This window comes from Haloplanus litoreus (assembly GCF_045690335.1).
In the GTDB taxonomy this organism is placed as follows: Archaea; Halobacteriota; Halobacteria; order Halobacteriales; family Haloferacaceae; genus Haloplanus; species Haloplanus litoreus.
On record NZ_CP147874.1, the window covers coordinates 2,135,815 to 2,161,565 of the forward strand.

Consider the following 25,751-nt stretch of genomic DNA (forward strand, 5'->3'; position numbering starts at 1 on the left):
CTCGTCACCCGGCGGTTGACGCGGGACGGGCTTCAAGCGCGCCATGGTTCCCAGATGGCAGGAATCGGCGTTCCGTAGCTGCCATTCCTATAGAATAACCGACACCAATTAGTACTACCGGGCGCGACGTCACGGGTATGCTCCTCCGTATCGCGGTGTTGGTACTCGGCCTCGCCGAAGTCCTCCGTCCCCGGCGACTCGTCGACTTCTGGATGAACCTGGCGACCGACGGCGACGGCAGTCCGCGCCGCTGGGTGTACGCAGCCGCCCGGGTCGAGGGGCTGTTGCTCGTGCTGTGGGCGTTGCGTCGGCGCGACTCGTCGTCGTAACCCCAGGCAGGCGGCCGGGAGTGGCGTACAGCAGTCCGTCTCACTCGCCCGGTCCGTCGAGGTAGCGGTCGGCGGCCTCGACGCGTTCGGCGAGCGTCCCGAGGAATCGCGCCGCGTCGGCGCCGTCGACGACGCGATGATCGAAGCTCAGATCGAACGTCACCTCCCGACGGAACGCGACGCCGCTTTCCCCGTCCGGGCGGGCACGCTCTCGGAGGCGACTCACGCCCAGAATGGCCACCTCCGGCGGGTTGATGATCGGGGTGAACGAATCCACGCCGAGGGGACCGAGATTCGACAGGGTGATCGTGCCGCCCCGGAGGTCGGTCATCGAGTGGTCGCCGGCCTGTACGGCCTCGGTCAGATGACGACGCTCGCGCGCCACCTCGGCGAGGGATTTCGAGCCCACGTCGGCGAGGACCGGTGCGACGAGGCCGTCCTCGATGGCGACGGCCACGCCGACGTTGTGCTCCTCGTAGAGACGGTGGACGCCGTCCTCGAACGTCGCGTTGAACGACGGGTGTGCGTCGAGGGCCTCCGAGAGGGCGCGGATCACCACGTCGGTGATGGCCACGTCCTCGCCCGCGCGGTCCGACGTCGAGGCGAGCGTCTCGGCGTCCACCTCGCGGCTGGCGGTGACGTGGACGGCGTCGCGGTAGCTCTCGGCCAATCGCTCGGCGATGGTCCGTCGCATGGGACTCGCCGAGCGTTCCTCGCGGACCGTTCGCGTCGCCGGGCCGTCGTCCGTGTCGGATCCGGGCATCTCAGGTGGGCTGAATCCAGGCGAGCGTCTCACCGACGGCGAACTCGTCGTCCTCCCTGCGGACGATTTCGACGAGTTCGCCGTCGACGGGCGCGGCGACGTCCACGCTCACCTTCTCGACTTGTATCTCACAGAGGTTCTCCCCCGCGGCGACGGTACGGCCCTCCTTCGCGAACCAGTTGACGACGACGCCCTCCTCGGCGTCGACGTCGTCGCTCCAGTCACCCTCCGCGACGACGGCGACACGGTCGGTCATCGGAGCGACCGGACCGCGGCTTCGATGTCCGTCGCGCCCGGCACCACCTCGGTCTCCAGCGACCGCGCGTAGGGGATGGGCACGTCGGGGAGCGCCACCCGTTCGACGGCCGACAGCGCGTCGAGAGCCTCGTCGGCGACGCTGGCCACGATTTCGCCGGTCAGGCCGAAGGAGCGGTAGTCCTCGTCGACGACGACGAGGTGGCCGGTCTTTCGCACCGACTCGACCACCGTCTCCCGGTCCAACGGGACGAGCGTCCGGAGGTCGATCACCTCGGCGTCGACGCCGTCCGCGGCGAGTGCGGCGGCGGCGTCGAGCGCCCGGTGGACGTGGAGGCCGAGGGTCACGATGGTGACGTCCGCGCCCTCGCGTTTCACGTCGGCCTGTCCGAACGGAATCGTGTAGTCCGTCTCGGGAACGGGCGTCTTCGGCCCGTCCGGCGCGGGCAACCACCCGAGACCCATCAGGCGCTTGTGGTACATGTAGACGACCGGGTCGTCGTCGCGGATGGCGTTGTGCATGAGTCCCTTGGCGTCGTAGGCAGTCGACGGAACGACCACCTTCATCCCCGGGAGGTGCGCGAAGGTGCCGTAGAGCGTCTGGGAGTGCTGGGCGGCGTCGTTGTACGTGCCGCCCACGGCCGTCGTCATGACCATCGGGACGTTCACCGCCCCGCCGCTCATGTACGTGTTCTTCGCCATCTGGTTGTAGATCTGATCCATCGCGACGCCGAAGAAGTCGACGAACATCAGTTCCGCGATGGGGCGCATCCCCTGCTGAGCGGCGCCGACGGCCGCGCCGAGGTAGGCCGTCTCGCTGATCGGCACGTCCATGATACGGTCGTAGCCGAACTCGTCGAGGAGGCCCTGGGTGCTGTCGAAGATGCCGCCGTAGTCGGCCACGTCCTCGCCCATGTAGAACACCTCCTCGTTCTCGCGCATCTCGTCGCCGATGGCCTCGACGATGGCACGACTCATCGTCAGGTCGCGGTCGACCGTCTCGCTCATCGGTCCGCACCTCCCGCCAGGTCGAACTCGGGTTCGGTGTCGGTCACGCCCGACGGCGGGTTGACGAAGGCGTCCTCGTAGGCGGCCTCGGGGTCGGGTTTCGGCTGCTCTTTCGCCCACGCGATGGCCTCGTCCACCCGGTCGTGGGCTGCGACCCGGATGTCCTCGAGGGTGTCGTCGTCGACACCGTCGGCGCGCAGGTCAGCGGCCAGACGCTCGACGGAGTCGCGTGCGGTCGCCGCCTCCTGATCCGCCTCGGACCGGTAGCTCTGGGGGTCGCCCATGAAGTGGCCCATCCGCCGGTGCACCTGGACGGAGAGTACCGTCGGCCCGTTCCCGTCGCGGGCGCGGCCTACCGCCTCGCGGGCGGCTTCGTAGACGGCGATGGCGTCGTCGTGGTCGACGCTGATGCCGGGCATGTCGAACCCGCCGGCCCGCGACGCGGGCCGCTCCACGTCGGTCACGCGCTCCTGTGGCATACTGATCGCCCAGTCGTTGTCCTCGACGACGAAGACGACGGGCAGGTCGTGGACCGCCGCGAGGTTCAACGACTCCAGGAATCCACCCTGGTCGATGGCGCCCTCGCCGAGGTAGGCGACGGCGACGCTGTCGGTGTTGCGTTTCTTCGCCGCGAGACCCGCGCCGGCCGCCGGGGGGCAGCCCTGCGCGATGATCCCGCTACAGGCGAAGTTCACGTCGGGGTCGAACAGGTGCATGTGGCCGCCCTTCCCGGAACTCAACCCCGTCTCGCGCCCGAAAATCTCCGCAGTCATGCGCTTCAGATCGACGCCCTTGGCGATGGCGACGTGGTGGGGTCGGTGCGGCGCGGTGACCACGTCGTCGTCGCGCAGGTGGTGACAGACGCCCGCGGCGGCCGCCTCCTGTCCCGCCGCGAGGTGGAGTTCCCCCGGAATCGGCCCGGCGGAGATGTCGAAGGCCGGCTGTTTCCCCTCCAGATACTCCTCCTGTAAGCGTTCCTCGTAGTACCGTGCCGTTACCATGTCGGCGTACATCTCCCGCAACGTGGCTTGTGGTATCATACCCACTAGACGTTCGAAGGATGACCTATAATAATGTAGGTGGCCACACACGACCGGGGAACGAGCCTCGACGGGGCCGTTACAGTGGGGTCCGCTCGGCACGGCGGCGTCGCGACACGGTGAGTTCGAAGCCGCCCTCGTCGACGTCGACGTTCACGCTCTCGACACAGCGGACGTACTCGCTCGCGTGCTTGCCGTCGGGGCAGAGCCGGGTCCGCTCCTCGAGCAATCCGACCGTGGTGAGTGCGTCCAGCTTCCGATACGTCGTCGACAGCGGCAGCTCACAGGTCTCGGAGAGTTCGCTGGCCGACAGGGACTCCTCGCTCGTGGCCTCGAGCACTGCTCGGCAGTCCGGGTCGTGCAGGGCGTCGAGCAGCGCCTGAACGTCTTCGGCGTCACTGATCGTCGATTCGTCGGTCGTTCGTTCCTGAGGGGGCTTGGTGGCGATGGCCATCGTCGGTCACGAACACGTACAGAGCCGGGGACAACCAGTATGTACCCACGATATCGTGGGTGTTTTATAAGTAAGGCGACCCCGATGGTCTCTGAGCCTGTCCCGCACGTGGAGGGCCATGTTTAGGATGCTGGGCCGTGAACTGTCGTTCGATGGGTACGGGTATTCGAGCGGAACTGAAGGTCGACGCGGACGGTACCTGTCCGGTCGCAGGTGCCGCCGCGGACGCCGGAACGTCCATTATCTCCGTCTCTAGGGGGGTCGATCCGGGGGCGTCGGGGGCGGTGACCGAGGAGTTCATGCTCGAAGATGCGGACGCCGAGTGGGTGGCCGAGTCCGACCCGGAGCTAACTCCGGTGTTCACCTACGGCACGAAGACCGTCTATCGGTTCACTCGGTCCCGTGACCAGGGGTGTCCGTGCGAACTCGTCGAGGCGTTCGACTGCCCAATCGTCGACGTTCACGCCCGCGGTGGGATGCTGTATCTGGTCTTTCACGCCGCCGATATGGCGGAACTTCGGAGTATCATCACCGCCCTTCGCGCGGAGTATCCCACCGTCGACATCCGTCGGCTCCTGCAGTCGCAGGGTGATCCCGCCGAAAACGATCTGGTGTTCCTCGACCGGGGGCGGCTCACCGCCCGACAACGGGAGGTCCTAGAGCGCGCCCACGAGATGGGATATTTCGAACATCCGAAGGGGGCCAACGCGGGAGAGGTCGCCGACTCGCTCGACATCTCACGGTCGACGTTCAGCGAACACCTGAGCGCCGCACAGACGAAGTTACTCGACGCGATTCTCGAAGCCTGATTACGGCTCGACCTCGATGCGACGGCCACTCAGCTCCGTCGGGTCGAGTTCGTAGAGATCGATGTCCAGTTCCGCCTTCGATTCGCCCCACATCTCGAACAGCGGCCGCTTGGCTGCGCCGTACCGTTCGACGTGGTCAGGCGTGAGCTCCGACGTCCGGAGGCGTTCGAGGCGGCCGACCGCGATGACGCTCCGATACGTCGTCCCCGCTTCCTCGTACACGACGAAGCGAACCGCCGGGGAGTCGGTGAGGAAGCGTCGCTTCTCGCTGCCCGGCGTCGACACCAGGCGCATACAGAAGCGGCGGCTGCCCGCGTCGTACCCGTACGATATCGGCACCGCGTAGGGTTCGTCCTCGCGGGCGAGAGAGAGGACGCCGGTCTCGTGGCGCCCGAGGAGGGCATCGGTTTCCTCCCCCGTCATCACGGTTTGTTGCTCCACAGTCATACGTGCTGTCTGTGCGAAGATGGGGAGGTGACTGTTTATACTTGCGCAACTCGGCCGCGTGACGACCCGCCGGGTCTACAGCAGCGTGTGGCGCTGCTCGTGCGTCCGACCACCGACCGACGCGGAACGGGTGCAACGACGTCCAACGGCTACTAGCGGGACCGCGGTGTGGCCCATACGGGTCGTCGTACCCGTATCTCGGCCGTCGTCGACACGGGGCCACGGATGGAAACGACTCACGTCGGTCCGTCTCAGACGGTGCCGTCGCCGTTGGCTTCGGGGGACGGAGAGAACGCGCTCTGCGAGACGACGCTCCCACAGACCACACAGCCCTGGTCCAGGAGCGCCTCCCGCATCGGCGCGTTGACGGCCATGCACTCACCGCAGGCCGGACAGTGGAACACCAACTCCGTTCCCCCGTTCATCGTTGAATCGGTAGGGTCGCCGCCGATATATGAAACCCCCATCTTTCCAAATCGATGAGAATTCCGCGTGTGGCCCGCCGAGACGCGGCCCCGCGGCGCTCCGGCGCCACAACGATTAGCCGAGTGATATATCCAGATACAGCATCACGATGACGCCCGCGAGCGTGCCGAGGGTCGCGACGCGTTCGTGTCCTCGGAGGTGTGTCTCCGGGACGATTTCGTCGCTGATGACGAACAGCATCGCGCCGGCCGCAAATCCCATGGCGTAAGGGAGGAGTGCCGACACCGTACCGACCGCGTAGGCGCCGAGAATCGCCAGCGGAATCTCGACGACGCCGGATCGAATTCCCGCGAAGACGGCGTAGGTACGGCGGTTCAGCCCCGCGTTGATCGCCGCAACCGACACGGCGAGCCCCTCCGGAACGTTCTGGATGCCGATTGCGAGCATCAGGGGAATGGCCGTCGCGAGGTCACCGCTCCCGAAGCCGACGCCCACGGCCAAACCCTCCGGCATGTTGTGGAGGGTGATGGCGAGGACGAACAGGACGACTCCGGCGAACCGGTCGTCGTCGATGGGGAGGGTACGGTCCGTCCCCCCGGCCTCGGTGCGTCGCCGGCCCGAGACGAGGTAGTGGGCGTGAGGAACCAGCACGTCCGAACGGTCGAGAAAGAGCGCCCCGAGTGCGACGCCCACGAGCACCGGAATCGGGTTGCCGTTCGAGTACGTCTCGATCCCCGGGATGATGAGGCTCGTGAAACTCGCCGCGAGCATCACGCCGGCAGCGAACCCGAGTGCGCCGTCGAGGGCGCGCTCCGACGGGTCGCGCCAGACGAACACCAGCGACGCCCCAAGCAGGTTGAACGTCGCGATGACGACGCCGCCCACGGCGCCGTGGATCAAGGGATCGGTGCCGAACAACTGCGTGAACGTATCGATTACCACGTCTCGCCCTCCGAAGCCGGATCCCTCATCGAGTTACTCCCTCCGTACACGGCCGGGGGTAATCAAGGTGGCTTCGCCGGAGGAGTGCGTGGCCCCGGCTCGTTGTAAGCCGTTACCGGTGAGTCATCGACACGCGATGACGGCCACCGGGACGCTCCGTATCAGTTCGTGCCCAGTCGCTGGACGGTTTCGTCGATCTCCCGAATCCGTTCGGTCTGCTGGTCGTTGACCTCGGCGACGCGTTCGACCTCCTCGGCCACCCGGTCGGCCTGGTCGACCAACTGGTCGATCATGCTGGCTACCTCCTCCGTCGACGCCGCCTGATCGTCGGTTGCGGTCGACACCTCGCGGATGCCTCGGGAGGCGTCGGCGACGGCGTCGACGATCTCCTCGAGTTTCGTCATGGCCGATTCGATCTGTTCGACCCCGCGGTCTACCTCCTCGGCGGTGGCTTCGAGGCTCTCAACCGCCGATTCGGTCTCGTTTTTGATGTCGTCGACCATCTCCTCGATGTCGCCCGCGTGATGCTGGGACTCCTCCGCGAGGCTCTTGACCTCGTCGGCGACGACGGCGAACCCGTCGCCGGCTTCGCCCGCCCGCGCCGCCTCGATTGACGCGTTCAGCGCCAGCAGGTTCGTCTGGTCGGCGATGTCGTTGATCACTTCGACGATTTCGTCGATTTCGTCGATCCGTTCCTCGAGGTCGTCCACGTCCGCCGTCACCGCGTGGGTGGATTCGTTCACCTGTTCCATCACCGCGATGGACTCCGTCGCCGCCTCACGGCCCTCGGTGGCCAGTTCCTCGGCGCGTTCGCTGGTGGTCGCTACTTCGTCCGCGGTGGAGGCGATCTCCTCGACCGTCGCGCTCATGTTCGACACCTCGCCGGCCACTTCGCCGACGGTGTCGGCCTGTTCGTCCGCGAGGTCGCTGATCGACGCCGCACTCGCGGCCACGTCCTCGGCCGACCCTCGCAGCGTCGACACCGGTCCCGCGAGATCACGTTCGACCTCGTCCATCAGTTGCTCGTTCTCTTCGATGGTGGCCGCCAGTTTCTCGCTGTAGGAGTGAATGTAGGTGTCGGCGACCACCTGCATGTCGAGGTTGATGATGCGGAGGACGGAGAGCACTTCCGCGAGACCGTCGTCGAGTTCCGAGCGCACGGCGCGTTCGACGGCCGTCTCGTCTGCGTCGTCGAGTTCCTCGTCGAGGCGGGTGAGCAGCCGATCCCCCATTCGCTCCATCAGGAGCGGCACGAGAAGGTCGTAGTAGACGCCGTACTGACCGATGTAGTGTTTCATCGGCATCTCGAGGAGGTCGTGAAGCTTCCCGATCCGGGCGCGATTGCGGAAGTAGTCCATTCCGTACTCGCCGTCGGCGAGCGAGACCAGATACGCCGATTGGGTTCGTTTCAGCTGCTCGACCCCCTTCTCCGAACGCCCGATCACCTGCTCGGTCTGGTCGTGCCGGGTCAGGTTCTCGTAGAAGTCGTCGGCGATCCGGTCGGCCTGCTCGGCGAACAGATCCTGCAGATTCGCGAGACGGCGCGCGTCGGCGTCGTCGAATCCGACGAACTCCTTGCGCCAGGCGATTTCGTCCTCGTCCAGCCCACACTCGTCCATGAGGGCGTCGACCGAGACCTGATCGTTCAGACCGCCCCGGCCGAACGCCGAGTCGAAGTCCTGCATGAATCCACGGTCCGCGAGTGGGGGCGATAAAGCTGTTCGCTGGTTCTATCGCGTGATAATCGTCTGTCGCCTATCGATCAGGATTCCGGGGACTCGTCCCTGACCGTCAACACCGGCACCGTGGCCGTTCGGATCAGCATCTCGGTGACGCTCCCGAGGACGTACCGGTCGAACCCGGTCCGGCCGTGCGTGCCCACGACGATCAGGTCGACGTCGTTGTCGTCGACGTAGTCGCGGACGACACGCGCGATAGCGGTTCCGAACTCGACCCGTGTCGCCGCCGGGTCGACCCCGGCCGCCGTCGCCGTTCGTTCGGCCGCCTCCAGAACCTCGCGCGCGCTCTCCTCCAGCGAGTCGACGGCGATGTCGGCGCGGACGTCGACTCCCAGACTCGCCACGTCGACGACCGAGAGGAGGTGGAGGTCGGACTCGCCGGCCGTGACCACGCCCACCGCCAGGTCGAGGGCTGCCGACGCGGGATCGCTCCCGTCGGTCGGTACCAGCACGCTCCGGTAGGGGTACCGAACGGACACGCCGTCGTCGGGACGGATGGTGAGCACCGGCACCTCCGAGCGCCTGACGACCCGTTCGGTCGTACTACCGAGAAGGAAGCGTTCCAGACCGCGGCGGCCGTGGGTAGGCATGACGATCAGGTCGATGTCGTTGGCTGGGGCGTAGTCGACGATGGTGCTGTACGGCTCCCCCTGCAACACCTCCGTGACGGTCGGGACGTCCCGTGCGCTCGCCCGTTCGGCCGCCTCCTGGACGATGGTCTCCCCCTCGCGTTCGAGGGTGTCGATCACGTCGCCCCGGATCTGGGTGACGCTGTCCCGGGACGTGTTCGCCACGTTGAGCACGTAGACGGTAGCGTCGTGGGAACGGGCCAGTTCGAGGGTGTGATCGAAGGCCGCCGCCGCCCCGTCGCTGCCGTCGGTCGGGAAGAGGATCCTGTCGAACATACGACAGCCGACACGAGCCAGGAATAAAAAACGGGGCGGCGGTCGCGTTCAGTCCTCGTCGTCCTCGAAGTACGCCAGAACGTCCCGCTTGACCGCAGTGAAGTCGTCGCCGGTTCGGTCACGGGGACGGGAGAGGTCGACCGTAATCTCGTCGCGGACGGTCCCCGGACCGCCGGAGAAGACGACGATCCGATCGGAGAGGTAGACGGCCTCCTCGATGTCGTGAGTGACGAAACAGATGGTCTTGCGAGTCTCCGCCCAGATGTCGAGCAGTTCCCGGTGGAGCGACGCCTTCGTCCGGGCGTCGACGCTGCCGAACGGTTCGTCCATGAGCAGGATCGGCGGATCGACCGCGAGCGCCCGGGCGATGCCCACGCGCTGTCGCTGCCCGCCGGAGAGTTCCTTCGGGTACGCCGACGCCTTCTCCGTCAGGCCGACCAGGTCCAGACAGTGGTCGACCCGTTCCTCGACGGTGACCCCTTCGGGCGGGCCGACTTCCTCCAGCCCGTAGGCGACGTTCTTCGCGACGGTCCGCCACGGGAACAGGGCGTCGTCCTGGAACACCATGCCGCGGTCCGGCCCCGGACCGGTGACCGGGAGACCCTCGACGCGCACCTCGCCCTCCGTGGCCGCCTCCAGACCCGCGACGATGCGGAAGACCGTGGATTTCCCCGATCCCGACGGGCCGACGATGGAGACGAATTCGCCGCGCCCGACGCCGAAGCTGACGTCGTCGAGTGCGTGGACCGGGCCGCTCTCGCTTCGGTAGGTCTTCGAGACGCCGTCGACGGCAATCTGTGGCTCCGTCGTCGACGTCGCGTCCGTTCGATTCACCGCCATGTGAGCGTTCGCGCCTCCACGAGTTTGATCGCCCGGTCCGAACACAGGAAGAGGACGCCGATGACCAGCATGTAGGCGATGACCACCTGCATCTGGAGGAAGTTCGCGGCGTCCCACAGGTGTTTGCCGATGCCGGGCACGCCGAGCAGTTCGGCCGCGACCATCACCATCCACGCCTGGCCGGCGGCGGTCCGGAAGCCGGTGAACAACTCCGGCGTCGCCGAGGGGAGAACGACCCGTCGGATCAGCCGGAAGTCCGAGTCCGTCCCCAGCGAGCGTCCGACCTCCAGCAGCCGGGAGTCCACGTTCGCCACCCCACTCTCGGCGTTGTAGTAGTTGATCCAGAACGCGACGATGGCGATGATGAATGCCGCCCCGCGGTCGTTCAGCCCGAACCAGATGATCGCGAACGGAATCCACGCTAGCGGCGGTACCGGACGCAGGATGCCCGCGACGGTGCCGACGGTCCGGTCGGCGAACTCCGACCACCCGACCAGCACCCCGACACCCATGCCGAGCGCCGACCCGATCAGCAGGCCGGGGACGTAGTGTCGAAGGCTCCGGTAGACGAGTTCGAACAACTGGCCGGAGGCCGCATCGGCCACGAGGACGGCGAGCACGGCGGGGGGCCGTGGCAGGAGGTTCCGCGGCGTCACCAGAGCGACACCCCACCACAGGGCGACGAAGACGGCCAGCGCGCCGACCCTGAGCAGGAGCGAGCGGCCCCCCTCGATACGGAACCCGCCGCCCGTCGGATACGTCAGTGCGTCCGAACCGGTACTACCCGCCATCGCTCACCTCGTCGTAGAAGCTGTGGTCGAACACGTCGTCCGCGGTGAGGTCGGTGTCGACGGAGTCGAGTTGCTGGTGGAAGTCGTTGTAGACGAGCGTCTTGTCGACGATGCGGTGCGGGTCCGAGACGAAGTTCGAGGCCGGCGACTCGATGGCTCGCTCGGCTACCTCGGTCGAGAGGATGTCGGATCCGATCACCTCGCTCGCCATGCCCACGGCCTGCGCCCGGTTCCGCTGGATGAACTCCGTCGCGCGGACGTGAATCTCCACCAACCGCCGGACCAGGTCGGGTTGCTCGTCGATCAGCGCCTGGGAAGGCTGGAGGACGGCACCCGGCTGTCCCGGCATGATCTCGCCGGCGTACCGGAACGGATCCATGTCGCTGTCGGGGTCGGCTTCCAGCGCCGTCGGGATGGGTTCGATCACGCTCCCGGCGTCGGCCTGTCCGGACGAGAGCGTCGACCGAAGGGCGCTCGGACTCTGTCCGACGATTTCGATCACGTCCAGATCCAGCCCCAGCGTCTCGGTGATCCAGTAGCGCAAGAAGACGTCGGGCGTCGACCCCGCGGGGAGCGTCGCGAAGCGCGGCTTGCGACCCTCCGCCTCGCGGAAGCGCCGGAAGGCGTCCGGGCCGTGGTCGGCCCAGTACGACCGGAACGTCGCCCCCCCGACCATCACGTTCGGTTCGAGGACGTTCGCGGCGACCACCTTCGAGGCGATACCGTTGGCGATGGCGACGGTGCCGGGACTGATCCCGACGTAGGCGAAGTCGATGTCGCCCGAGGCGTAGGCCTGCACCAACGGCGGCCCGCCGCCGAAGCTCTTCACCTCGATGTCCGGGCCGAGTTCGTCGTACCAGCCCTGCTGCTCGATGACGAAGTACTGCATCATCGGAAAGACGTCGAGGGTCCCGAGGGTGAGCGAATCGGGGGCCGAACTGCCGCCGGCGCCGGCGCCGGCGCCGCTCTCGCCGAGACATCCGGTCGTCCCGACCGAGAGTCCGGCGGCGGCACCGCCGGTCCGCTTGAGGAGGCTGCGTCGCGAAAGCCCGTTGGAGTGCACAGACAGACGAGGAGGCGCCCGGTGAAAACGGCTCCACCCCGGGTGAGTCTTGCCGCGGTCTATGACGCCCTCGCCGACACGGGACGGTCGACTGCCGGAACCGACGGACAACAGTCCGTATCACTCCCCGACCCGCCCGTTCCGCGCCGTGGCCCCCACGATCCAACGTGTGTCCAGTCACCACGGGACCGACAAGAGTCACCAGACACCATTGCGGAATAGTTGATAGTGTGCCGACACCGCCCGATCCAGCCCCCCGCAACCAGGACGAACAGCCGTCCGAGTGTCTGGAGTGTGGCAAACGGCTCTGTAGCGCCGAATCGCTCACCGCCGGTCCGGGCTGTGATGGCGTCCTGCAGACCCTGAGTCGCCCCGACTCGTCGCGGAGCCGTCGCGACGGCGCCCCAAGGACTTTCTCGGCCGCCCCCGACACTTCGTCGATGCGAATCAGCGAAATCGAAATCCACGAGTTCGACTACGAGGTGGCGCGGACCGGGACCGTGGGCGGTAACTGGGTGTACGATCCCGACTCGACGCTCGAACCCCCCGGCTTCGTCCTCACCATCCGCACCGCCGACGGGACGGAGGGACACTACCGCGGGTTCGCCTTCACGCCGCCGATGATCGCGCAAATCGAGATGGTGGCCGAGGAGCACGTCGTAGGCCGCGACCCGCTGGAACGGCGGGAGATCTGGCAAGACTGCTGGCGGGCACTCCGTCACACCGACCACTTCGGGGTCGGTCCCATCGACGTCGCGCTCTGGGACCTCGCGGGCACCCACTACGGCGAGTCCGTCTCGACGCTTCTCGGCGGCGGCCGCGACTCCTTACCGACCTACGCCTCGACCATGTTCGTCGACGACAACGGCGGCCTCGACGGTCCCGAGGCGTTCGCCGACTTCGCGGAGGCGTGTCTCGACCGGGGGTACGAGGGGTTCAAGTTCCACGGCCACCCCGACGTCCGCCCCGACGTCGACGTGGCCATCTGTGACGCACTCGCCGACCGCGTCGGCGACCGGATGGACCTCATGCTCGACGCCTCCAGCCTCTACCGAACCTACGCCGACGCCCTGGAGGTCGGCCGTGCCCTCGACGCACTCGACTTCCGCTGGTACGAGGACCCGTTCCACGACGGGGGCGTGAGCGAGCGGGCAGTGAAGAAACTCGTCGACGAACTCGACACGCCGATGCTCGGCCTCGAACACGTCCGCACTGGCCCCTACGGCGCCGCCAACAGCCTCGCGTCGGAGACGACGGATCTCGTCCGTGCGAGCGCCCACCTCGACGGCGGCATCACCGGCGCACTCAAGACGGCAGAAACCGCCGAATCGTTCGGCGTCGACGTGGAACTCCTGCTCGGCGGGCCGGCGCACGCGCATCTCATGAGCGCGCTCCGAAACTCCAGTTACTTCGAACACGGCCTTCTCAACCCCGAGAGCGACTGGATCCTGAATCAGGGGTTCGAGGGCGATCCGGAAGCCGTCGACGACGACGGCCGGATGCCAGTTCCCGACGGCCCGGGCCTCGGCGTCGACGTCGACTGGGCGTTCGTCGAGCGGCGGTGCACGGGCCACCGTCGGATCGGGACCTGACCTGCCGGGAGAATTGATCCGAAACCGGGATTTATTCCGCCGCTTCCCCAACGGTCGATCATGACGAACGTCGACATCGAGTACTGCGTCCCGTGTGGCTTCCTCGACCGTGCCGAGAGCGTCCAGCACGCCCTGCTCACGACGCTCGGCGAGGACCTCGACTCCGTCGCCCTCGTCACCGGCGAGAAGGGCGTGTTCCGGGTCAGCGTCGCCGGGGAGACCATCTACGACAAGGACGAGGACGGCGACTACGACGTGGACGAACTGGTCGCGACGGTCCGCGACCGGACGTGAACGCCGGCGGTCCGGCCGCCGGGTTCGAAGGGGAATCCTTACCCCGCCACCCCCGTGAGCCTCGGGTATGGCCGAGGCAGAGGCACTCGTCGCCGACGAGGTACGCAAGCAGTACGGCGACGCCGTCGCACTCGACGGCGTCTCGCTGTCGGTTCCCGAAGGCGAGGTGTTCGGGCTGGTCGGGCCAAACGGCGCCGGCAAGACCACCCTCGTGCGGGCACTCACCGGAACCACTCCCTGCGAGGGGACGGTCCGCGTACTGGGTGCGCCCCCGGGTGACGTCGACCCCGCACGCGTCGGACTGCTCCCCCAGTCGTTCCACCCCGCGGACCGGCTCACCGCCCGGGAACTGATCGCTTACTACGCCGGACTCTACGACGAGACGCGAACCGTCGGGGCCGTCCTCGACGACGTCGGACTGGCGGACGCCGCCGACACCTGGTACGAGAACCTGTCCGGGGGACAACAACGCCGAGCCTGCGTCGGTACGGCCCTCGTCAACGACCCGGACGTGCTCTTTCTGGACGAACCGACGACGGGCATCGACCCGGCCGGCCGGCGGTCGCTGTGGACGCTCGTCGAGGACCTGGCGGCCGGCGGGACGACCGTGTTACTCACGAGTCACTCGATGGCCGAGGTCGAACGCCTCGCGGACCGCGTGGGCCTGCTCCGCGACGGCCGCCTCGTCGCCGTCGGCACGCCCGCGGCGCTGATCGCGGACCACGGCGGCGACAGTCACCTGCTCGTCGACGTGGGACCGGACGTCGATCCCGCGGCGCTCTCGACGACGCTCGACGCCGACGTGACGGCGCGCGACGGCCGCCTCGTCGTCCGGAACGTCGCCCTCGCCGACGTGGGGAGCGTCGTCGCCGACTTGGAGGCCCACGGCGTCGACATCGACTCCTTCACCTGGGCGGAACCCGATCTGGAGGACGTATACCTCCGGCTGACCGGGGAAGCCCTCGGGCCAACCGGGGCGGCCGCCCCCGTCGCCGCCGGCGAGGAGGGTGAGCGATGAGCCGTGACCGCCGGATTCGGTCCACGTTCGTCGCCGCCTTCCGCGCCTTCATCCGCCGGAAGACGGCCGTCTTCTTCACCTTCTTCTTTCCCATCCTCCTCATCCTGATCTTCGGGGCGCTGGTGCAGACGCGACCGACTGGCGGTGGTCTGTTCGCGCGCGATCCGGCCTACTACCTGCCCGGCTATCTCGCCGTCGTCGTCGTGTTCACCCCGCTGTCCCGGGTCGGCAGCACCATCGCCCGCCACAGAGACGGTAACCGATTCGAGAAGCTGGCGACGACGCCGCTCCGCCGCTGGGAGTGGCTCTTCGCCCACACCCTCGTCAACGTCGCCATCATCGGACTCGCCGGTCTGATCCTCTTCGGCCTCGTCCTCGTCGTGACGGGCGCCGAGGTGGTGGTCGGCCCGACGCTTCTGGCACTCGTCCCGCTCGTGATCGTCGGCGTCGCCCTCTTCTGTGGGCTGGGCGCCATCCTCGGTCGGATCGCCGACTCGCAGGACGGCGTCATCGCCGCCAGCAACTCCGTCGCACTCCCCGTGTGGGTGCTCTCCGAGACGTTCGTCCCGCCCGAGATGCTCCCGGCGTGGTTCCGCCCGGTGACGGCGTTCTCGCCGCTGACGTACTTCTCGCGCGGGGTGCGGACCGCAGCCGCGGGTGGCGATCCGACCGAAACGCTGGCCGTCCTCGCCGTCCTCGCCGCTGCCTTCTTCCTCGTCGGCGCCGTCGCCGTCCCTCGGACGGAGTGATACGGGCCGGTGTCAGCCAGTCCCGGCCGTCGCCGACACGGGGACGGCGACGGCCGGGGCACGGGGACAACAGTTCGGCTCCGTCGAAGCCCTTCGGCACTTGCTACGAGCGGTGTGCCGAATGCAGAGAGTATATGCAGCGTGAAGTAGCCGTTTGGAGCCGTGCATTCAACTCCCCGTCGGGGCCGCTCGCTTCCTTACTCTAGATACGTTCTCGCCCGGTCGGCGGAGTCCCGCAACAGCAGGACGTCGTCGGTGAACACCTCGACGGCGACGGTACCGTCGAAGTCCGGAAGGGAATCGGCCACGAGTCCGTAGTCGACTTCGCCAGCGCCGATCGGAAGGTGGGTATCTCCGCGTCGGCGTACGTCGTGGACGTGGAGGTGCGAGACGAGGTCGACGTACTCGTCAAGGAAGCGTTCGATCCCGTCGTGGTCGTCCTCCATGTACGCGTGGCCGACGTCGAAACAGACCGCCGTCCCGGTCTCTCGTGCGATGTCGCCGAGGACGGAGAGCGGCAGACCGCGGGCCTGATGGCCGACGTTTTCGACGACAAGTTCGACCCCTGCGTCGTCGCCGGCCCCCGCGATACCCGACAGTTGGTCCGCGAAGACCCGCCGCTGGCCGGTACTGTGCGGGTTTCGCATCGTCCCGTGGAGGACAGCTTTCCTCGCGCCGAGTGTCCCCGCCCAGTCAAGTAGCTCCGCGAGGTAGTCGATTATCGCGTCGTTGAGTTGCGGAACCGGCGTCGCGACGACCTGGTCGAACGGCAGGTGGACGCACAGTTCTGCGTCGGTGGACTCGAGTGCTGTCCGTAGGTGACTGTCCGCCGCCTCGGCGGGAACGTACGAAGACTCGCCTATCGAGAGTTCGGCGAACACGAAGTCGTCAGCCGTCGCTTCCAGCCGCTCCACCGAGTCGCCGACCGTGACTCCGACGTCCATGTCCACACCCACGTGGCCAATCTCCTTATACAGTTTGTCGTCTGTTACCGCACATCGGTCGTACGCAGTCGCCCCGGCGTGCCAACACCCACGTACAGCAGTCCGTCTCTGGCGTCGGGATACTGGCCACGTGCGGTAGCTCTGGGCGAATAGTTGCTTCGAGAGTCACACGGACCGAGCCGATTCCGACTTCGTTGGCGAATCTCCAACGGTGAGCTATGCGGGAAGGGGCTGTGGCGTGACCGAGACGCGGTCTGCGTTCAGCACGGGCATTGAAACACTCACCCATCGGAGGTTTCAACAGGGCCAACAATCCGCACGGGAAGAGCCTACGCCCCGCCGACGTGGTCCGTGTCGGCTCCGGTTCCCTCCTCGCCGCTCGGGTCGTCGTCGGGGTTACCCGGTGTACCGCCCGCTTCGTCGTCCGCGTCGATCCATCCCCGCCGGGCCGCGAGCGACTCGCGAAGGCGTGTATCGAGGGTGGTCCGGAGTCGCTCGGCCGTCGACTCGTCCACGTCGACGGCGGCGGCGTCGTGGCCGACGATGGAGAGTGACCCGGCGGTGTCGGCCGTGACCGTCGCCACACCCCACCGGCGCTGGAATACGGTCTGCGTGTCGATCACCGTCTGAATCCGGTAGTACGGGACCACCTTGATCCGCCGCCGGAGGACGCCGTTCCGGGTGACGACGTGGTTCTCGCCCAGCCAGTAGCCGCGGTGTTTCCACTTGAGGTGGGCGGCGACGGGGGCGAGCAGCGCCAGCGTGAGGGGGCCGTACCAGGGGAGCGCCTGTGTCGTGACGTGGTTCACCGCGTAGAGCAACGCCACGAGGACGCCGACGCCGAGGAGGTAGCGGAACGCGTACCGCCCGCGAACCCGCTTCGGCGGCCGCTCGAAAGTCGGCGCGCCGAACGGCTCGATGCGGTTCGCGAGGGCGAACACTCGGTCGCGGGTGGCGAGCGGGACGGCCGCCTCGGAGCCGTTCTCGCCCGCCCCGGGCGCGTAGCCCGCCGTCTCGATGCGAAGCGACGCGTATCCGAAGTACCGCTTCAGCGGGTCGTCGGCCACCGTCAGCGTCTGGACCTTGTCGAGTGGAATCGATCCGTCGTAGCGGCGCAGGAGTCCCCGTTCGTACTGGAGTTCGTCCTCGACCTGCGTCAGCCGGAAGTCGTAGTAGTTGAGGATGGCCGCCACGGCGCCGCCAGCCCACGAGACGAGAATCACGACGAGGGCTAGCCCGACGATGCCCACCGCGAGCAGGACCCCGTCGACGCCCCCGGGTAACACCGACGTCACGGCCGGCACGCTCCCCGAGAGGAGGACGAACAGCAGTCCGGGGACGCGAGCGTCGAACGACAACGCCCCGACCAGCGTGAGTTCCCGCGGGGAGAGCGCGAACAGCTCCGTCGACGCGGACGCCGTCGATCCTTCCGCGTCCTCGGTGTCGACGCCGCGTTTCAGGCGTCCGACCGCCGACTGGAGACGCTTTGCCTCCTCGAACTCGACGAACCGGAGCGACGCCTCCGTCCGGCTCCCGCCGGCCGTCTCGAAATCGACGGCGGCCACGCCGATGGCCCGCTGGACGACGTTGCGACTGATGTCGACGTTCTGGATGCGTTGGAGCGGGATCTCCCGGTTCCGTCGGGAGACGACGCCCGAACGGATATCGAGCGTATCGCCGTCCATATCGTACTCGAACCGGCGGTAGTACGTGACTTCGTAAGCGATCAGCGCGAGGAGCGCCAGGCCGACCAGAGCGACGCCGACGAGGCCGCCGGCCGGGCCGAAGGCGGCCGACGCCCCCGAGAACAGGATGGCGGCGGTGAAGATGATGCTGCCACCGCGTTCGATCACGCGATAGGGGACCGAGAGCGGGGAGAGCTTCATACCGCGTCTTCGCCCTCGGCGCGGATGGCGAGTCGTTTGAGCCGTTCGCGCAGGTCGTCGGCACCGGCGGGTGTCAGCCCCGGCACCGTCACGTCCGCGCCCCGCGAGCCGGCGGTGTAGACCACGGTGCTCGCGAGACCTGCAAGACGTTCGACGGGGCCACGCGAGGAGTCGACGTGCTGGAGGCGGACGAAGGGGACGACGGTTCGAACGCGCGTGAACACGCCGCGTTCGAGGTAGAGGGCGTCCTCCCGGACCTCGTAGCGCCAGACGCGATACCGTGCCATCGCGAGGCCGACACCGACGGCGAGGGCGACGACGAAGACGCCCGGCGGGACCCAGACCGGCAGATCGACCGCCAGCAGGTCGACGGCCAGCGTGACGACGGCGATGATGCCGGCCGTGACGGCGGCCTGTGCGGCCCAGACGACCCGGACTCGCGGGTGGAGGCGATTCATCGAGATACCCCGTGGCGACGGCGGACCATGCCTCCCCGTTCCGGTCGGCGCGGTAAATATCGTCGTGGTCGTCCCCGCGTCGTGGACCGCCCGCTCACAGCGCGTCGAGAAGCGCGTCCACGTCTTCGGCGGTGTTGAAGACGTGTACCGACGCCCGGACGGCCTCGGGGTAGGGCAACGACCGGACGTAGATGTCCTCCGCGGCGAGTCGTTCGACCAGACCCTCGGGATCATCGGCCGTGAACGTCACCAGCCCGGACTCGTACTCGCGGGGACTGAGCAGTCGGTCGCCGAGATCCACCTTCAGACGGTCGGTCAGGCGCTCGATCCGCCCGGTGATGGTGTCGTAGCCGATTGCGTCCATCGTTTCGATGGCTCTCACCAGCCCGCGATACGGCGCCGGTGACGTGGTTCCGACCTCCAGACGTGGCGCGCCGGCTTTCAGTTCCAGATCCTCGGCGCCGGTGTCGGCGACGCTCCGGTAGCTGGCCACCCCCGGCGTGAGCCGGTCGGCGACCGACCGCTCGACGTAGAGGAAGCCGGCGCCCCACGGCCCGAGGAGCCACTTGTGGCCGGCGGCGGCGACGAAGTCGGCTCCCCACTCGCGCACGTCGACGGGGGTCTGCCCGGGCGACTGGACGCCGTCGACCAGAACGAGGGTGTCGTGATCGTGAGCGATGTCGACGATCCTCCCGATCGGCAACTTCGTCCCGTAGTTCCAGGTGATCGAATTGAGACAGAGCAGGCGCGCGTCGGCGACGGCGTCGGCGACGGCGTCGAGGTCGATCCGTCCGGCCTCGGTGCCGAGGACGCGGACCTCGACCCCCCGGTCGCGGAGGTTCCACCAGGGGACGATCCCCGCGGAGTGTTCGAGGTCGGTGCGGACGACGACGTCGCCGGGGTTCCAGTCGATAGCCGCGGCGACGCGCGCGATGCCGTCGGCCGTGCTCTCGGTCAGGGCGATTTCTGCCGGGTCGGCACCGAGGAAGTCCGCGACCACCTCGCGGGTCTCCTCGAACGTCTCGAAGGCCGCGGGGTAGGCGCCTTCCTCGACGGGAGCGACGTACTCGTGGTGTTCGAGGAAGTCGCTCGCTGCCGAGACGACGCGCCGTGGTGCCGGGCCGGACGCGCCGGTGTTGAAGTAGACGCCGCGGTCGAGAGCGGGAATCTCCGCGCGCAGATCTTCGGGTCGCATATCTCCTCGTGGGGGTGGCTGCCACCTCAACGTTTCCCGTCGGGGCCACCTCAAGCCGTCGAGGCGAGTCGGCGCTCGACCCGGCGGCGGGCGCGACGTGTCTCGTCCCCGAGGGTCGCGACGGCCGCGAGGACCGGGTGGGTCACAGAGAGATCCGCGTAGAGGTACTCGACCAGATCGGTCGGCACGCCCGGAAGCTCCTTTCGGTAGCCTCGGATCGTCTCCTGGCGCCGCATCCCGATCCCCTCGATCCGTGCCTCGACGTCGCGGACCGACTCCCACAGGGCGCGCAGGTCGTCGAACGAACGGTCCGACAGCGGCGGGTCGTCGAGGGCTTCGAGATCCGACCGGACCTCCGAGAGGTCGGCAGCCGTTCGGGCGAGCGACGTGTCCTCGCGATCCAGCACCGTCAGAAACTCCTCGCGTTCGCGGCGGGCCGCCGCCGCCGCGGCCCGCACGGCGTCGCGAAAGTCGGCCGTCAGCGCCGTTCCGCCAACGAGCGCCGCCGCCAGGTCCTCCCCGAACTCGGCGGCGAGGCTCTCGGCTACCGTGTCGCCGTACTCCGCCTCGTAGTGGGGGACGCTCATCACCGTCTCCTCGTACGCCGTCCGAACACGCTCCAGCGACTGGCCGGATCGTTGGGGGTCCGAAAGCAGTGGCGGCGTCGTCGACGCCGCGACCGTCGCGAGCGCGGCCACGCGCCGATCGAAGGCCTCGAAGGCGTCGCGTTCGGTGGCCACACAGGCTCGCTCCGCCGCGACGGCCGCCCGTGCCTCGTCGATCCGACGCGTCATCGGGGGCCACCGAACGCCCGCCGACGCTGCCCCGTCCGCGTGAGGCACGTCGGCCTCGTTCCCACGGGTGGGAGCCATCCGCCCGCAGTCGGTCGGTTCCGCACCGCCGGTTGGCGGCGCGGATCGTCGCTGCTCATACGCCCTCTCCTCGTTGTGTCATGATAAAAATAATGTATATAGATTCGGGTTCGCACTGATCGTTCCCGTGAGTACTGTACCCGTGGGGTTGGCCCGCGAGTGTCAAACGGGCGTTTGTGTCTTGAGAGGGGTTTTGGTGGGGGCGCATGTACGGTCGTCCATGGTACGACGAAGGCGACTGGTCACCGCGTTGCTCGTGGCGGTGGTGCTTCTGGCCGGGTGCGGCGGGGCGGCCGGCGGGGCGGACGCCGGCGGTGGCGGAGATGCGGCTTCCCTCGCCGAGTCCGAGGCGCCAGACGCACAGACACGCGCCGCAGACGCTAGCGGTGGCGACGGGGGCGACGGTGGTGGCGCCGCCGCGACGGCCGCGACGAGTCGGTCGATCATCCGCACCGGCACCGTCGAGTTGCGCGTCGACGACTTCGAATCCACGCGCTCGAACCTGACGACACTCGTCGAATCCCGCGGCGGATACGTGAGCGAGTCGGCCCGACAGGTCCACGACCGGGATGACGGCTCTTGGACCACGGGTCGGGTCGTCCTCCGGGTGCCCGCGGAGAACTTCTCGGCGACGATGACCGCCGTCGAGGACGAGGGTCGGGTGCTCGAATCTCGCACCTCGACCCAGGACGTGACGGATCAGGTGGTCGACCTTCAGGCCCGTCTGGAGAACCTCCGCGCCGAGCGCGAACGTCTTCGGACCCTCTATCAGCGCGCCAACGACACCGAGGACGTCCTCGCAGTCGAGCGCCGCCTCTCGGAGGTTCAGACGGAGATCGAGCGCACCGAAGCACGACTACAGAACCTCCAGCGCCAGGTCGCGTACTCCACCATCACGGTAGAGCTGTCGGAACCGCGCCCCGACCGCCCGGCACCGGACCAGTGGTACGACACGCCGGTCGTGGCCGCGTTCCTCGATTCGGTCGGCGGCGTCGGCGTCGCCCTCCGGGCGATGGTCGTCGCCGGGGCCTACGTCGCCCCGTACCTGCTCGTCTTCCTGACGCCGTTCGTCGTCGCTGGGGGACTCCTCTACCGCTACCGCCACCGTATCCTCTAAGTGTTTTGTCGGTGCCCGCCGAAGCGACCCTATGGCTCGGCTCTCGTCGCCGGTCCGCATCGGCGATCTGACGGTCCCGAACCGACTCTACCGGGCGCCACTGCTGGAGTGTGCGGGCAACGGCGACGGCGCGGTGGACGACCTGATCGACGCGCTCGAACCCGCGGCGGCCGCCGGCGCGGGGCTGATCTGCCAGGGGGCGACCGTCGTCCGCGGCGAGGGCGGCTGTGCGGCCCCCGGCATGACCCGGGTTCACGACCCGGCGTTCGTCGCCGACTGCACCCGCCTGACCGATCGTCTCCACGACCACGGCTCGACCGTCGCGATCCAACTCGAACACGGCGGCCTCCGGAGCATGGAGACCTGGCACGCCGAGTACCGGCGCGCCAACCCGGAACTGCAGCAACTCGCCGTCTCCCGTCCCCCACCGCCCCTCCGCGCCCTCGACCGTCTCGGATTCCTCTCGTACGATCCCCACGTGCTCTCGACGGCCGAGGTGTACGATCTCGCGGCCGACTTCGGCCGCGCTGCGGGCTACGCCGCCGACGCCGGCTACGACCTGATCCACCTCGCCGGGGCGAACATGGGCATCGTCCACCAGTTCCTCTCGCCGTTCTACAACCGCCGCGACGACGAGTTCGGCGACGGCGTTCGGTTCCTCGACGCCGTTCACGACGCCGTCAGGGCCCACGCCGGGGACGTGCCTCTGCTGACGAAGGTGCCCGCCGAGACGGCGGCCCCACCCGTCGTCCGGCGGCGCCTCTCCCGCGAGGACACCGTCGACGTCTGCCGACGGCTGGCCGACATCGGCTACGACGCCCTCGTCCCCGTCTCCGGGTCCGTCTTCTGGGATATGAGTATCGTCCGCGGCGCGTACCCCGCCCGCGCGTGGCACGACGAGCAGTTCCGGGCCGGCTACGCCGCGGCTTTCGGCGGCCGACTCCGGGCCGGCCTGGTCGCCCTCGCGAATCGCGCCGAGTCGTGGTGGTACGACTTCGACCCTGCTTGGAACGCCGACCTCTGTCGGCGCGTCCGCGACGCGGTGAGCGTTCCCGTCCTCTGCGAGGGTGGGATCCGCGACCGGTCGCACATCGACGCCCTCCTCGGCGACGCCTGCGACATGGTCGGCATGGCGCGGCCGTTCTACGCCGAACCCGAACTGCCCGCGCGCCTGCTGGCCGACGACCGAGCGAGTGCCGTCTGTGACTCCTGTAACAACTGTGCCGTTCCACAGGTGACGGGCGCCCCCGGCGTCTGTCGGACGCCCGCGGTACTCGACGAGGTCGGACGGCTTCGGAAAGCGGGGGCGTACGACCGCGATTGAGTTGTCTACAACACACAATACTGAACTCACTATCGATGGGTGTCGGCTGTAAAAGCCATTTCGAGCCCTCGACTGGTTTTGATATTGTCTATTTCGTACAAAACTATTAACTCCATTCGGCTCCAACCTCGGGTGATGAGCGACACCGACGAACTCGAACGGATTCGCGAGCAGAAGCGTGAACGACTGGAACGAACCGCCGACGGCGGCGGCGACGACGGGGGCGACCCGGTGCCCGACGAACCCATCCACGTCGAGGGAGCGAGCCACCTCGACGACCTGACGGACCGGTACGGCGTGGTGCTCGTGGACTTCTACGCCGACTGGTGTGGCCCGTGCCAGATGCTCGAACCCATCGTGGAGTCGCTGGCGGCGGAGACGGATGCGGCCGTCGCCAAAGTCGACGTCGACGCCAACCAGGCGCTCGCCTCCCAGTACGGCGTCCGTGGCGTGCCGACCATCCTTCTGTTCGACGACGGCGAGGCCGTCGAGCAGATGGTCGGCGTCCAGCAGGAAGCCCAGTTGGCCGGACTCATCGAGCAGTACGCCTAGAGCCGCTCCCGTAACTCGGCGAACGGCAGGTCGGCCTCGGCGTCGACGGCGCCTGCGACGGCGTCGGCGGCGCCGAGCAGCCACGCCGCCCGCTCGATTCGTGACTCCAGGTCGCCCGGACCGATGCGGAATCGCTCGACCAGGTCCGCGGCGCTCGTTCCCTCCGTCCACTCGTAGAGCACCCGAGCCGTCTTCACGGCCGTGAGCCACCCTTCGAAGTCCGCCGCCTCGTTCATTCCGGTGGTGAACTCGTCGGCGTGGCGACGGGCGAAGCTGTACATGTCCGCTCGTTCGCGGTTGCCGAGGTAGGTGTCCTGCATGTCCGGCGTGTCACAGACGATTTCGAGCGCCGTCAGCGCCGTGGATGCGTCCATCGACGCGGCCGTCCGCAGCCCCGAGACCATGCGAGCGCCCGTCTCCGGAGTCACGTACTGTTTCGAGACACGGTCGCCGAGTTCGGTCGCCGACAGGTCGCCGTCGTCGACGATCATGCCCATCTCGACGAGGTCCGCGACGGCCGTCTCGACGACGCCACCGAGTTCCCGCGTCGGCGTCCCGTGGGCGTAGAACGTCGCGTCGAGGACGTCGAGGACGCCCTCCCGAGAGGCGGCGAACTGGGAGGCGACGACCGAGAGCACGTGCGTCCGGAGCGCGTTCGGGTCGGCGAGTTGGGACTCGACCCGCTCCGGGTCCGCGTCGACGTAGCGCTCCCACAGTTCCTCGCGGGTCGACGCGTCGCCGACGAGCACCGCCTCCCCGTAGGGATCGAGGTGGGGACGCCCCGCCCGCCCGCACATCTGGTGGACTTCGAGCGTCGGCACCCACTCCATCCCCGACCCGGTGTAGCGCTGCTGGTCCCGGATCACCACCCGTCGCGCGGGGACGTTCACGCCAGCCGCGAGGGTCGGCGTCGCGCAGATGACGCGGAGGTCCCGGTCCCGAAAGGCGCGTTCGACGGCGATCCGGTGGGTGCTCCGCAGGCCCGCGTGGTGGAAGGCGACGCCGGCCTCGACGCAGTCGGCGAGGCGGCGACCCGTCTCGGTCCCATCCAGCGACCGTATCTCCTCGGCGACGTCGGGCGAGGGCCCCAGTCCCGACTCCGCCAGGCGTTCCGCGAGCGTCTCCGCCTCGCGCCGCGACCGGACGAACGCGAGCGCTTGCCCGCCGTCGTCGACGGCGCCCGTGACGAGGGCGTCGGTGGCGTCGGTGGCGTCGGTCGGATCGCCCGCGACCGACACCGACAGTTCGGTGCCGTCGTCGCCGCCGGCCCGTAGCGTCTCCGACGCCGCGCTATCGAACGTCACCGACCCCTCGGCGTAGACGCCGGTGCGGAGGTCGACCGGACGCCACGTCGACCGGACGAGCGACGCGTCCAGCCAGTCGGCGAGTTCGTCGGGATTGGCCACCGTCGCCGAGAGGGCGACGATACGGACGCCCGGTGCACGCCGCTGGAGGGTCGCGAGAGTCACCTCCAGCGTCGGGCCGCGACCCTCGCTCCCCACGAGGTGAACCTCGTCGACGACGACGCAGGCTAGGTCGGCGATCCAGTCGGCGCCGTTGCGGATGGCCGAATCCACCTTCTCGCTCGTGGCGACGACGATGTCGTTCTCGCCGAGACCGTCGGCCGCCTCGTCGAAGTCGCCGGTGGAGATGCCGACGCTCACGTCCGGCAGTTCTGAAAACGTCTCGTACTTTTCGCGGGCGAGCGCCCGGAGCGGGACGATGTAGAGGCCGGGACCGTCGGCGGTCAACATCGCGAGCGAGGCGACGAACGTCTTGCCGCTCGCGGTGGGCACTGCCGCGACGAGGCGCTCCCCTTCGGTGACGCCCGCCTCGACCGCCGCGACCTGTGGCGGGTAGAGTTCGTCGATCCCCCGCGACTCGAAGTGGTCGACCGTCGCCGCCGACAGGGGAAGGTCCCGAACGCGCATCGGGTAGT

The 25,751-nt window shown here is 68.2% G+C and carries 28 protein-coding genes; 9 read left to right on the plus strand and 19 right to left on the minus strand.

Annotation, left to right across the window (positions count from 1 at the left end; translation table 11 throughout):
- Positions 1 to 137: 137 nt before the first annotated feature.
- Positions 138 to 329 (plus strand): hypothetical protein, encoded by a 192-nt coding sequence (locus V8686_RS11470; RefSeq protein WP_379704260.1) that lies wholly within the window; start codon positions 138 to 140, stop codon positions 327 to 329.
- A 40-nt stretch (positions 330 to 369) separates the two neighbouring features.
- Here the strand turns inward: V8686_RS11470 and V8686_RS11475 are convergent, their stop codons facing one another.
- From V8686_RS11475 to V8686_RS11495, 5 genes are all read right to left on the minus strand, one after another.
- On the minus strand, positions 370 to 1,092 hold the full coding sequence (locus V8686_RS11475) for a 2-oxo acid dehydrogenase subunit E2 (RefSeq protein WP_379704262.1): 723 nt from the start codon (positions 1,090 to 1,092) through the stop codon (positions 370 to 372).
- 1 nt (position 1,093) lies between these two features.
- Positions 1,094 to 1,348: a lipoyl domain-containing protein gene (locus V8686_RS11480; RefSeq protein WP_379704264.1), complete on the minus strand. Its 255-nt coding sequence runs from the start codon at positions 1,346 to 1,348 to the stop codon at positions 1,094 to 1,096.
- Positions 1,345 to 2,355, minus strand: coding sequence for an alpha-ketoacid dehydrogenase subunit beta (locus tag V8686_RS11485; protein WP_379704266.1), 1,011 nt, complete (start codon positions 2,353 to 2,355; stop codon positions 1,345 to 1,347). The genes V8686_RS11480 and V8686_RS11485 overlap by 4 nt, the downstream gene beginning before the upstream one ends.
- Positions 2,352 to 3,368 carry a thiamine pyrophosphate-dependent dehydrogenase E1 component subunit alpha gene (locus tag V8686_RS11490; protein WP_379706541.1) on the minus strand — a complete coding sequence of 339 codons (1,017 nt, stop codon included), beginning with the start codon at positions 3,366 to 3,368 and terminating at the stop codon, positions 2,352 to 2,354. The genes V8686_RS11485 and V8686_RS11490 overlap by 4 nt, the downstream gene beginning before the upstream one ends.
- A 106-nt stretch (positions 3,369 to 3,474) precedes the next feature.
- Positions 3,475 to 3,849 (minus strand): helix-turn-helix domain-containing protein, encoded by a 375-nt coding sequence (locus V8686_RS11495; protein WP_379704268.1) that lies wholly within the window; start codon positions 3,847 to 3,849, stop codon positions 3,475 to 3,477.
- A gap of 152 nt (positions 3,850 to 4,001) precedes the next feature.
- Here V8686_RS11495 and V8686_RS11500 point away from each other — a divergent pair, with 152 nt between their 5' ends.
- Entirely contained in the window at positions 4,002 to 4,658 is a 657-nt protein-coding gene (locus V8686_RS11500) for a helix-turn-helix domain-containing protein (RefSeq protein WP_379704270.1), read from the plus strand.
- Here V8686_RS11500 and V8686_RS11505 read toward each other — a convergent pair whose 3' ends face one another.
- The 8 genes from V8686_RS11505 to V8686_RS11540 form a co-directional block, all read right to left on the minus strand.
- Complete coding sequence (locus tag V8686_RS11505) at positions 4,659 to 5,105, minus strand: pyridoxamine 5'-phosphate oxidase family protein (RefSeq protein WP_379704272.1); 447 nt, start codon at positions 5,103 to 5,105, stop codon at positions 4,659 to 4,661.
- Between the two features lie 251 nt (positions 5,106 to 5,356).
- Positions 5,357 to 5,530 carry a DUF7560 family zinc ribbon protein gene (locus V8686_RS11510; protein WP_379704274.1) on the minus strand — a complete coding sequence of 58 codons (174 nt, stop codon included), beginning with the start codon at positions 5,528 to 5,530 and terminating at the stop codon, positions 5,357 to 5,359.
- A gap of 115 nt (positions 5,531 to 5,645) precedes the next feature.
- Positions 5,646 to 6,473, minus strand: a complete 828-nt coding sequence (locus V8686_RS11515) for a ZIP family metal transporter (RefSeq protein WP_379704276.1) — start codon at positions 6,471 to 6,473, stop codon at positions 5,646 to 5,648.
- 161 nt (positions 6,474 to 6,634) lie between these two features.
- The gene (locus V8686_RS11520) at positions 6,635 to 8,158 is read right to left on the minus strand and encodes a globin-coupled sensor protein (RefSeq protein ID WP_379704278.1); all 1,524 of its coding nucleotides are present in this window, start codon (positions 8,156 to 8,158) and stop codon (positions 6,635 to 6,637) included.
- A gap of 77 nt (positions 8,159 to 8,235) precedes the next feature.
- On the minus strand, positions 8,236 to 9,117 hold the full coding sequence (locus V8686_RS11525) for a universal stress protein (RefSeq protein WP_379704280.1): 882 nt from the start codon (positions 9,115 to 9,117) through the stop codon (positions 8,236 to 8,238).
- A 48-nt stretch (positions 9,118 to 9,165) separates the two neighbouring features.
- Positions 9,166 to 9,957 (minus strand): ABC transporter ATP-binding protein, encoded by a 792-nt coding sequence (locus V8686_RS11530; RefSeq protein ID WP_379704282.1) that lies wholly within the window; start codon positions 9,955 to 9,957, stop codon positions 9,166 to 9,168.
- Positions 9,948 to 10,748: an ABC transporter permease gene (locus V8686_RS11535; protein ID WP_379704284.1), complete on the minus strand. Its 801-nt coding sequence runs from the start codon at positions 10,746 to 10,748 to the stop codon at positions 9,948 to 9,950. Before V8686_RS11535 ends, V8686_RS11530 begins: the two co-directional genes overlap by 10 nt.
- Positions 10,738 to 11,811, minus strand: a complete 1,074-nt coding sequence (locus V8686_RS11540; RefSeq protein ID WP_379704285.1) for an ABC transporter substrate-binding protein — start codon at positions 11,809 to 11,811, stop codon at positions 10,738 to 10,740. Before V8686_RS11540 ends, V8686_RS11535 begins: the two co-directional genes overlap by 11 nt.
- Positions 11,812 to 12,251: 440 nt before the next feature.
- Between V8686_RS11540 and V8686_RS11545 the strand changes: the two genes are divergently transcribed.
- The 4 genes from V8686_RS11545 to V8686_RS11560 all read left to right on the plus strand — a co-directional run bounded on the left by V8686_RS11545 (position 12,252) and on the right by V8686_RS11560 (position 15,464).
- On the plus strand, positions 12,252 to 13,403 hold the full coding sequence (locus tag V8686_RS11545) for an enolase C-terminal domain-like protein (RefSeq protein WP_379704287.1): 1,152 nt from the start codon (positions 12,252 to 12,254) through the stop codon (positions 13,401 to 13,403).
- Between the two features lie 60 nt (positions 13,404 to 13,463).
- Positions 13,464 to 13,697, plus strand: coding sequence for an Rdx family protein (locus V8686_RS11550; protein WP_379704289.1), 234 nt, complete (start codon positions 13,464 to 13,466; stop codon positions 13,695 to 13,697).
- Between the two features lie 67 nt (positions 13,698 to 13,764).
- On the plus strand, positions 13,765 to 14,715 hold the full coding sequence (locus V8686_RS11555; RefSeq protein ID WP_379704291.1) for an ABC transporter ATP-binding protein: 951 nt from the start codon (positions 13,765 to 13,767) through the stop codon (positions 14,713 to 14,715).
- A complete protein-coding gene (locus V8686_RS11560) occupies positions 14,712 to 15,464 on the plus strand; it encodes an ABC transporter permease (protein WP_379704293.1) in 753 nt (250 codons plus the stop codon). Before V8686_RS11555 ends, V8686_RS11560 begins: the two co-directional genes overlap by 4 nt.
- 197 nt (positions 15,465 to 15,661) lie before the next feature.
- Here V8686_RS11560 and V8686_RS11565 read toward each other — a convergent pair whose 3' ends face one another.
- The 5 genes from V8686_RS11565 to V8686_RS11585 all read right to left on the minus strand — a co-directional run bounded on the left by V8686_RS11565 (position 15,662) and on the right by V8686_RS11585 (position 20,741).
- On the minus strand, positions 15,662 to 16,408 hold the full coding sequence (locus tag V8686_RS11565) for a sugar phosphate isomerase/epimerase family protein (RefSeq protein ID WP_379704295.1): 747 nt from the start codon (positions 16,406 to 16,408) through the stop codon (positions 15,662 to 15,664).
- A 329-nt stretch (positions 16,409 to 16,737) separates the two neighbouring features.
- The gene (locus tag V8686_RS11570; RefSeq protein WP_379704297.1) at positions 16,738 to 18,294 is read right to left on the minus strand and encodes a PH domain-containing protein; all 1,557 of its coding nucleotides are present in this window, start codon (positions 18,292 to 18,294) and stop codon (positions 16,738 to 16,740) included.
- On the minus strand, positions 18,291 to 18,752 hold the full coding sequence (locus tag V8686_RS11575; RefSeq protein WP_379704299.1) for a PH domain-containing protein: 462 nt from the start codon (positions 18,750 to 18,752) through the stop codon (positions 18,291 to 18,293). The genes V8686_RS11570 and V8686_RS11575 overlap by 4 nt, the downstream gene beginning before the upstream one ends.
- 94 nt (positions 18,753 to 18,846) lie before the next feature.
- Positions 18,847 to 19,947: an aminotransferase class V-fold PLP-dependent enzyme gene (locus V8686_RS11580; RefSeq protein WP_379704301.1), complete on the minus strand. Its 1,101-nt coding sequence runs from the start codon at positions 19,945 to 19,947 to the stop codon at positions 18,847 to 18,849.
- Between the two features lie 50 nt (positions 19,948 to 19,997).
- Entirely contained in the window at positions 19,998 to 20,741 is a 744-nt protein-coding gene (locus V8686_RS11585; protein ID WP_379828689.1) for a DUF7260 family protein, read from the minus strand.
- A gap of 298 nt (positions 20,742 to 21,039) precedes the next feature.
- On the opposite strand from V8686_RS11585, the gene V8686_RS11590 reads away from it, so the two are divergent.
- From V8686_RS11590 to trxA, 3 genes are all read left to right on the plus strand, one after another.
- Positions 21,040 to 21,936, plus strand: a complete 897-nt coding sequence (locus V8686_RS11590) for a DUF4349 domain-containing protein (RefSeq protein ID WP_379704303.1) — start codon at positions 21,040 to 21,042, stop codon at positions 21,934 to 21,936.
- Positions 21,937 to 21,967: 31 nt separating this feature from the next.
- On the plus strand, positions 21,968 to 23,260 hold the full coding sequence (locus V8686_RS11595) for an oxidoreductase (RefSeq protein ID WP_379704305.1): 1,293 nt from the start codon (positions 21,968 to 21,970) through the stop codon (positions 23,258 to 23,260).
- Between the two features lie 135 nt (positions 23,261 to 23,395).
- Positions 23,396 to 23,812, plus strand: a complete 417-nt coding sequence (gene trxA, locus V8686_RS11600) for a thioredoxin (RefSeq protein WP_379704306.1) — start codon at positions 23,396 to 23,398, stop codon at positions 23,810 to 23,812.
- Here trxA and V8686_RS11605 read toward each other — a convergent pair.
- Entirely contained in the window at positions 23,809 to 25,743 is a 1,935-nt protein-coding gene (locus V8686_RS11605) for a DEAD/DEAH box helicase (protein WP_379706544.1), read from the minus strand. The two genes, trxA and V8686_RS11605, sit on opposite strands and share 4 nt — an antisense overlap.
- Positions 25,744 to 25,751 lie beyond the last annotated feature (8 nt).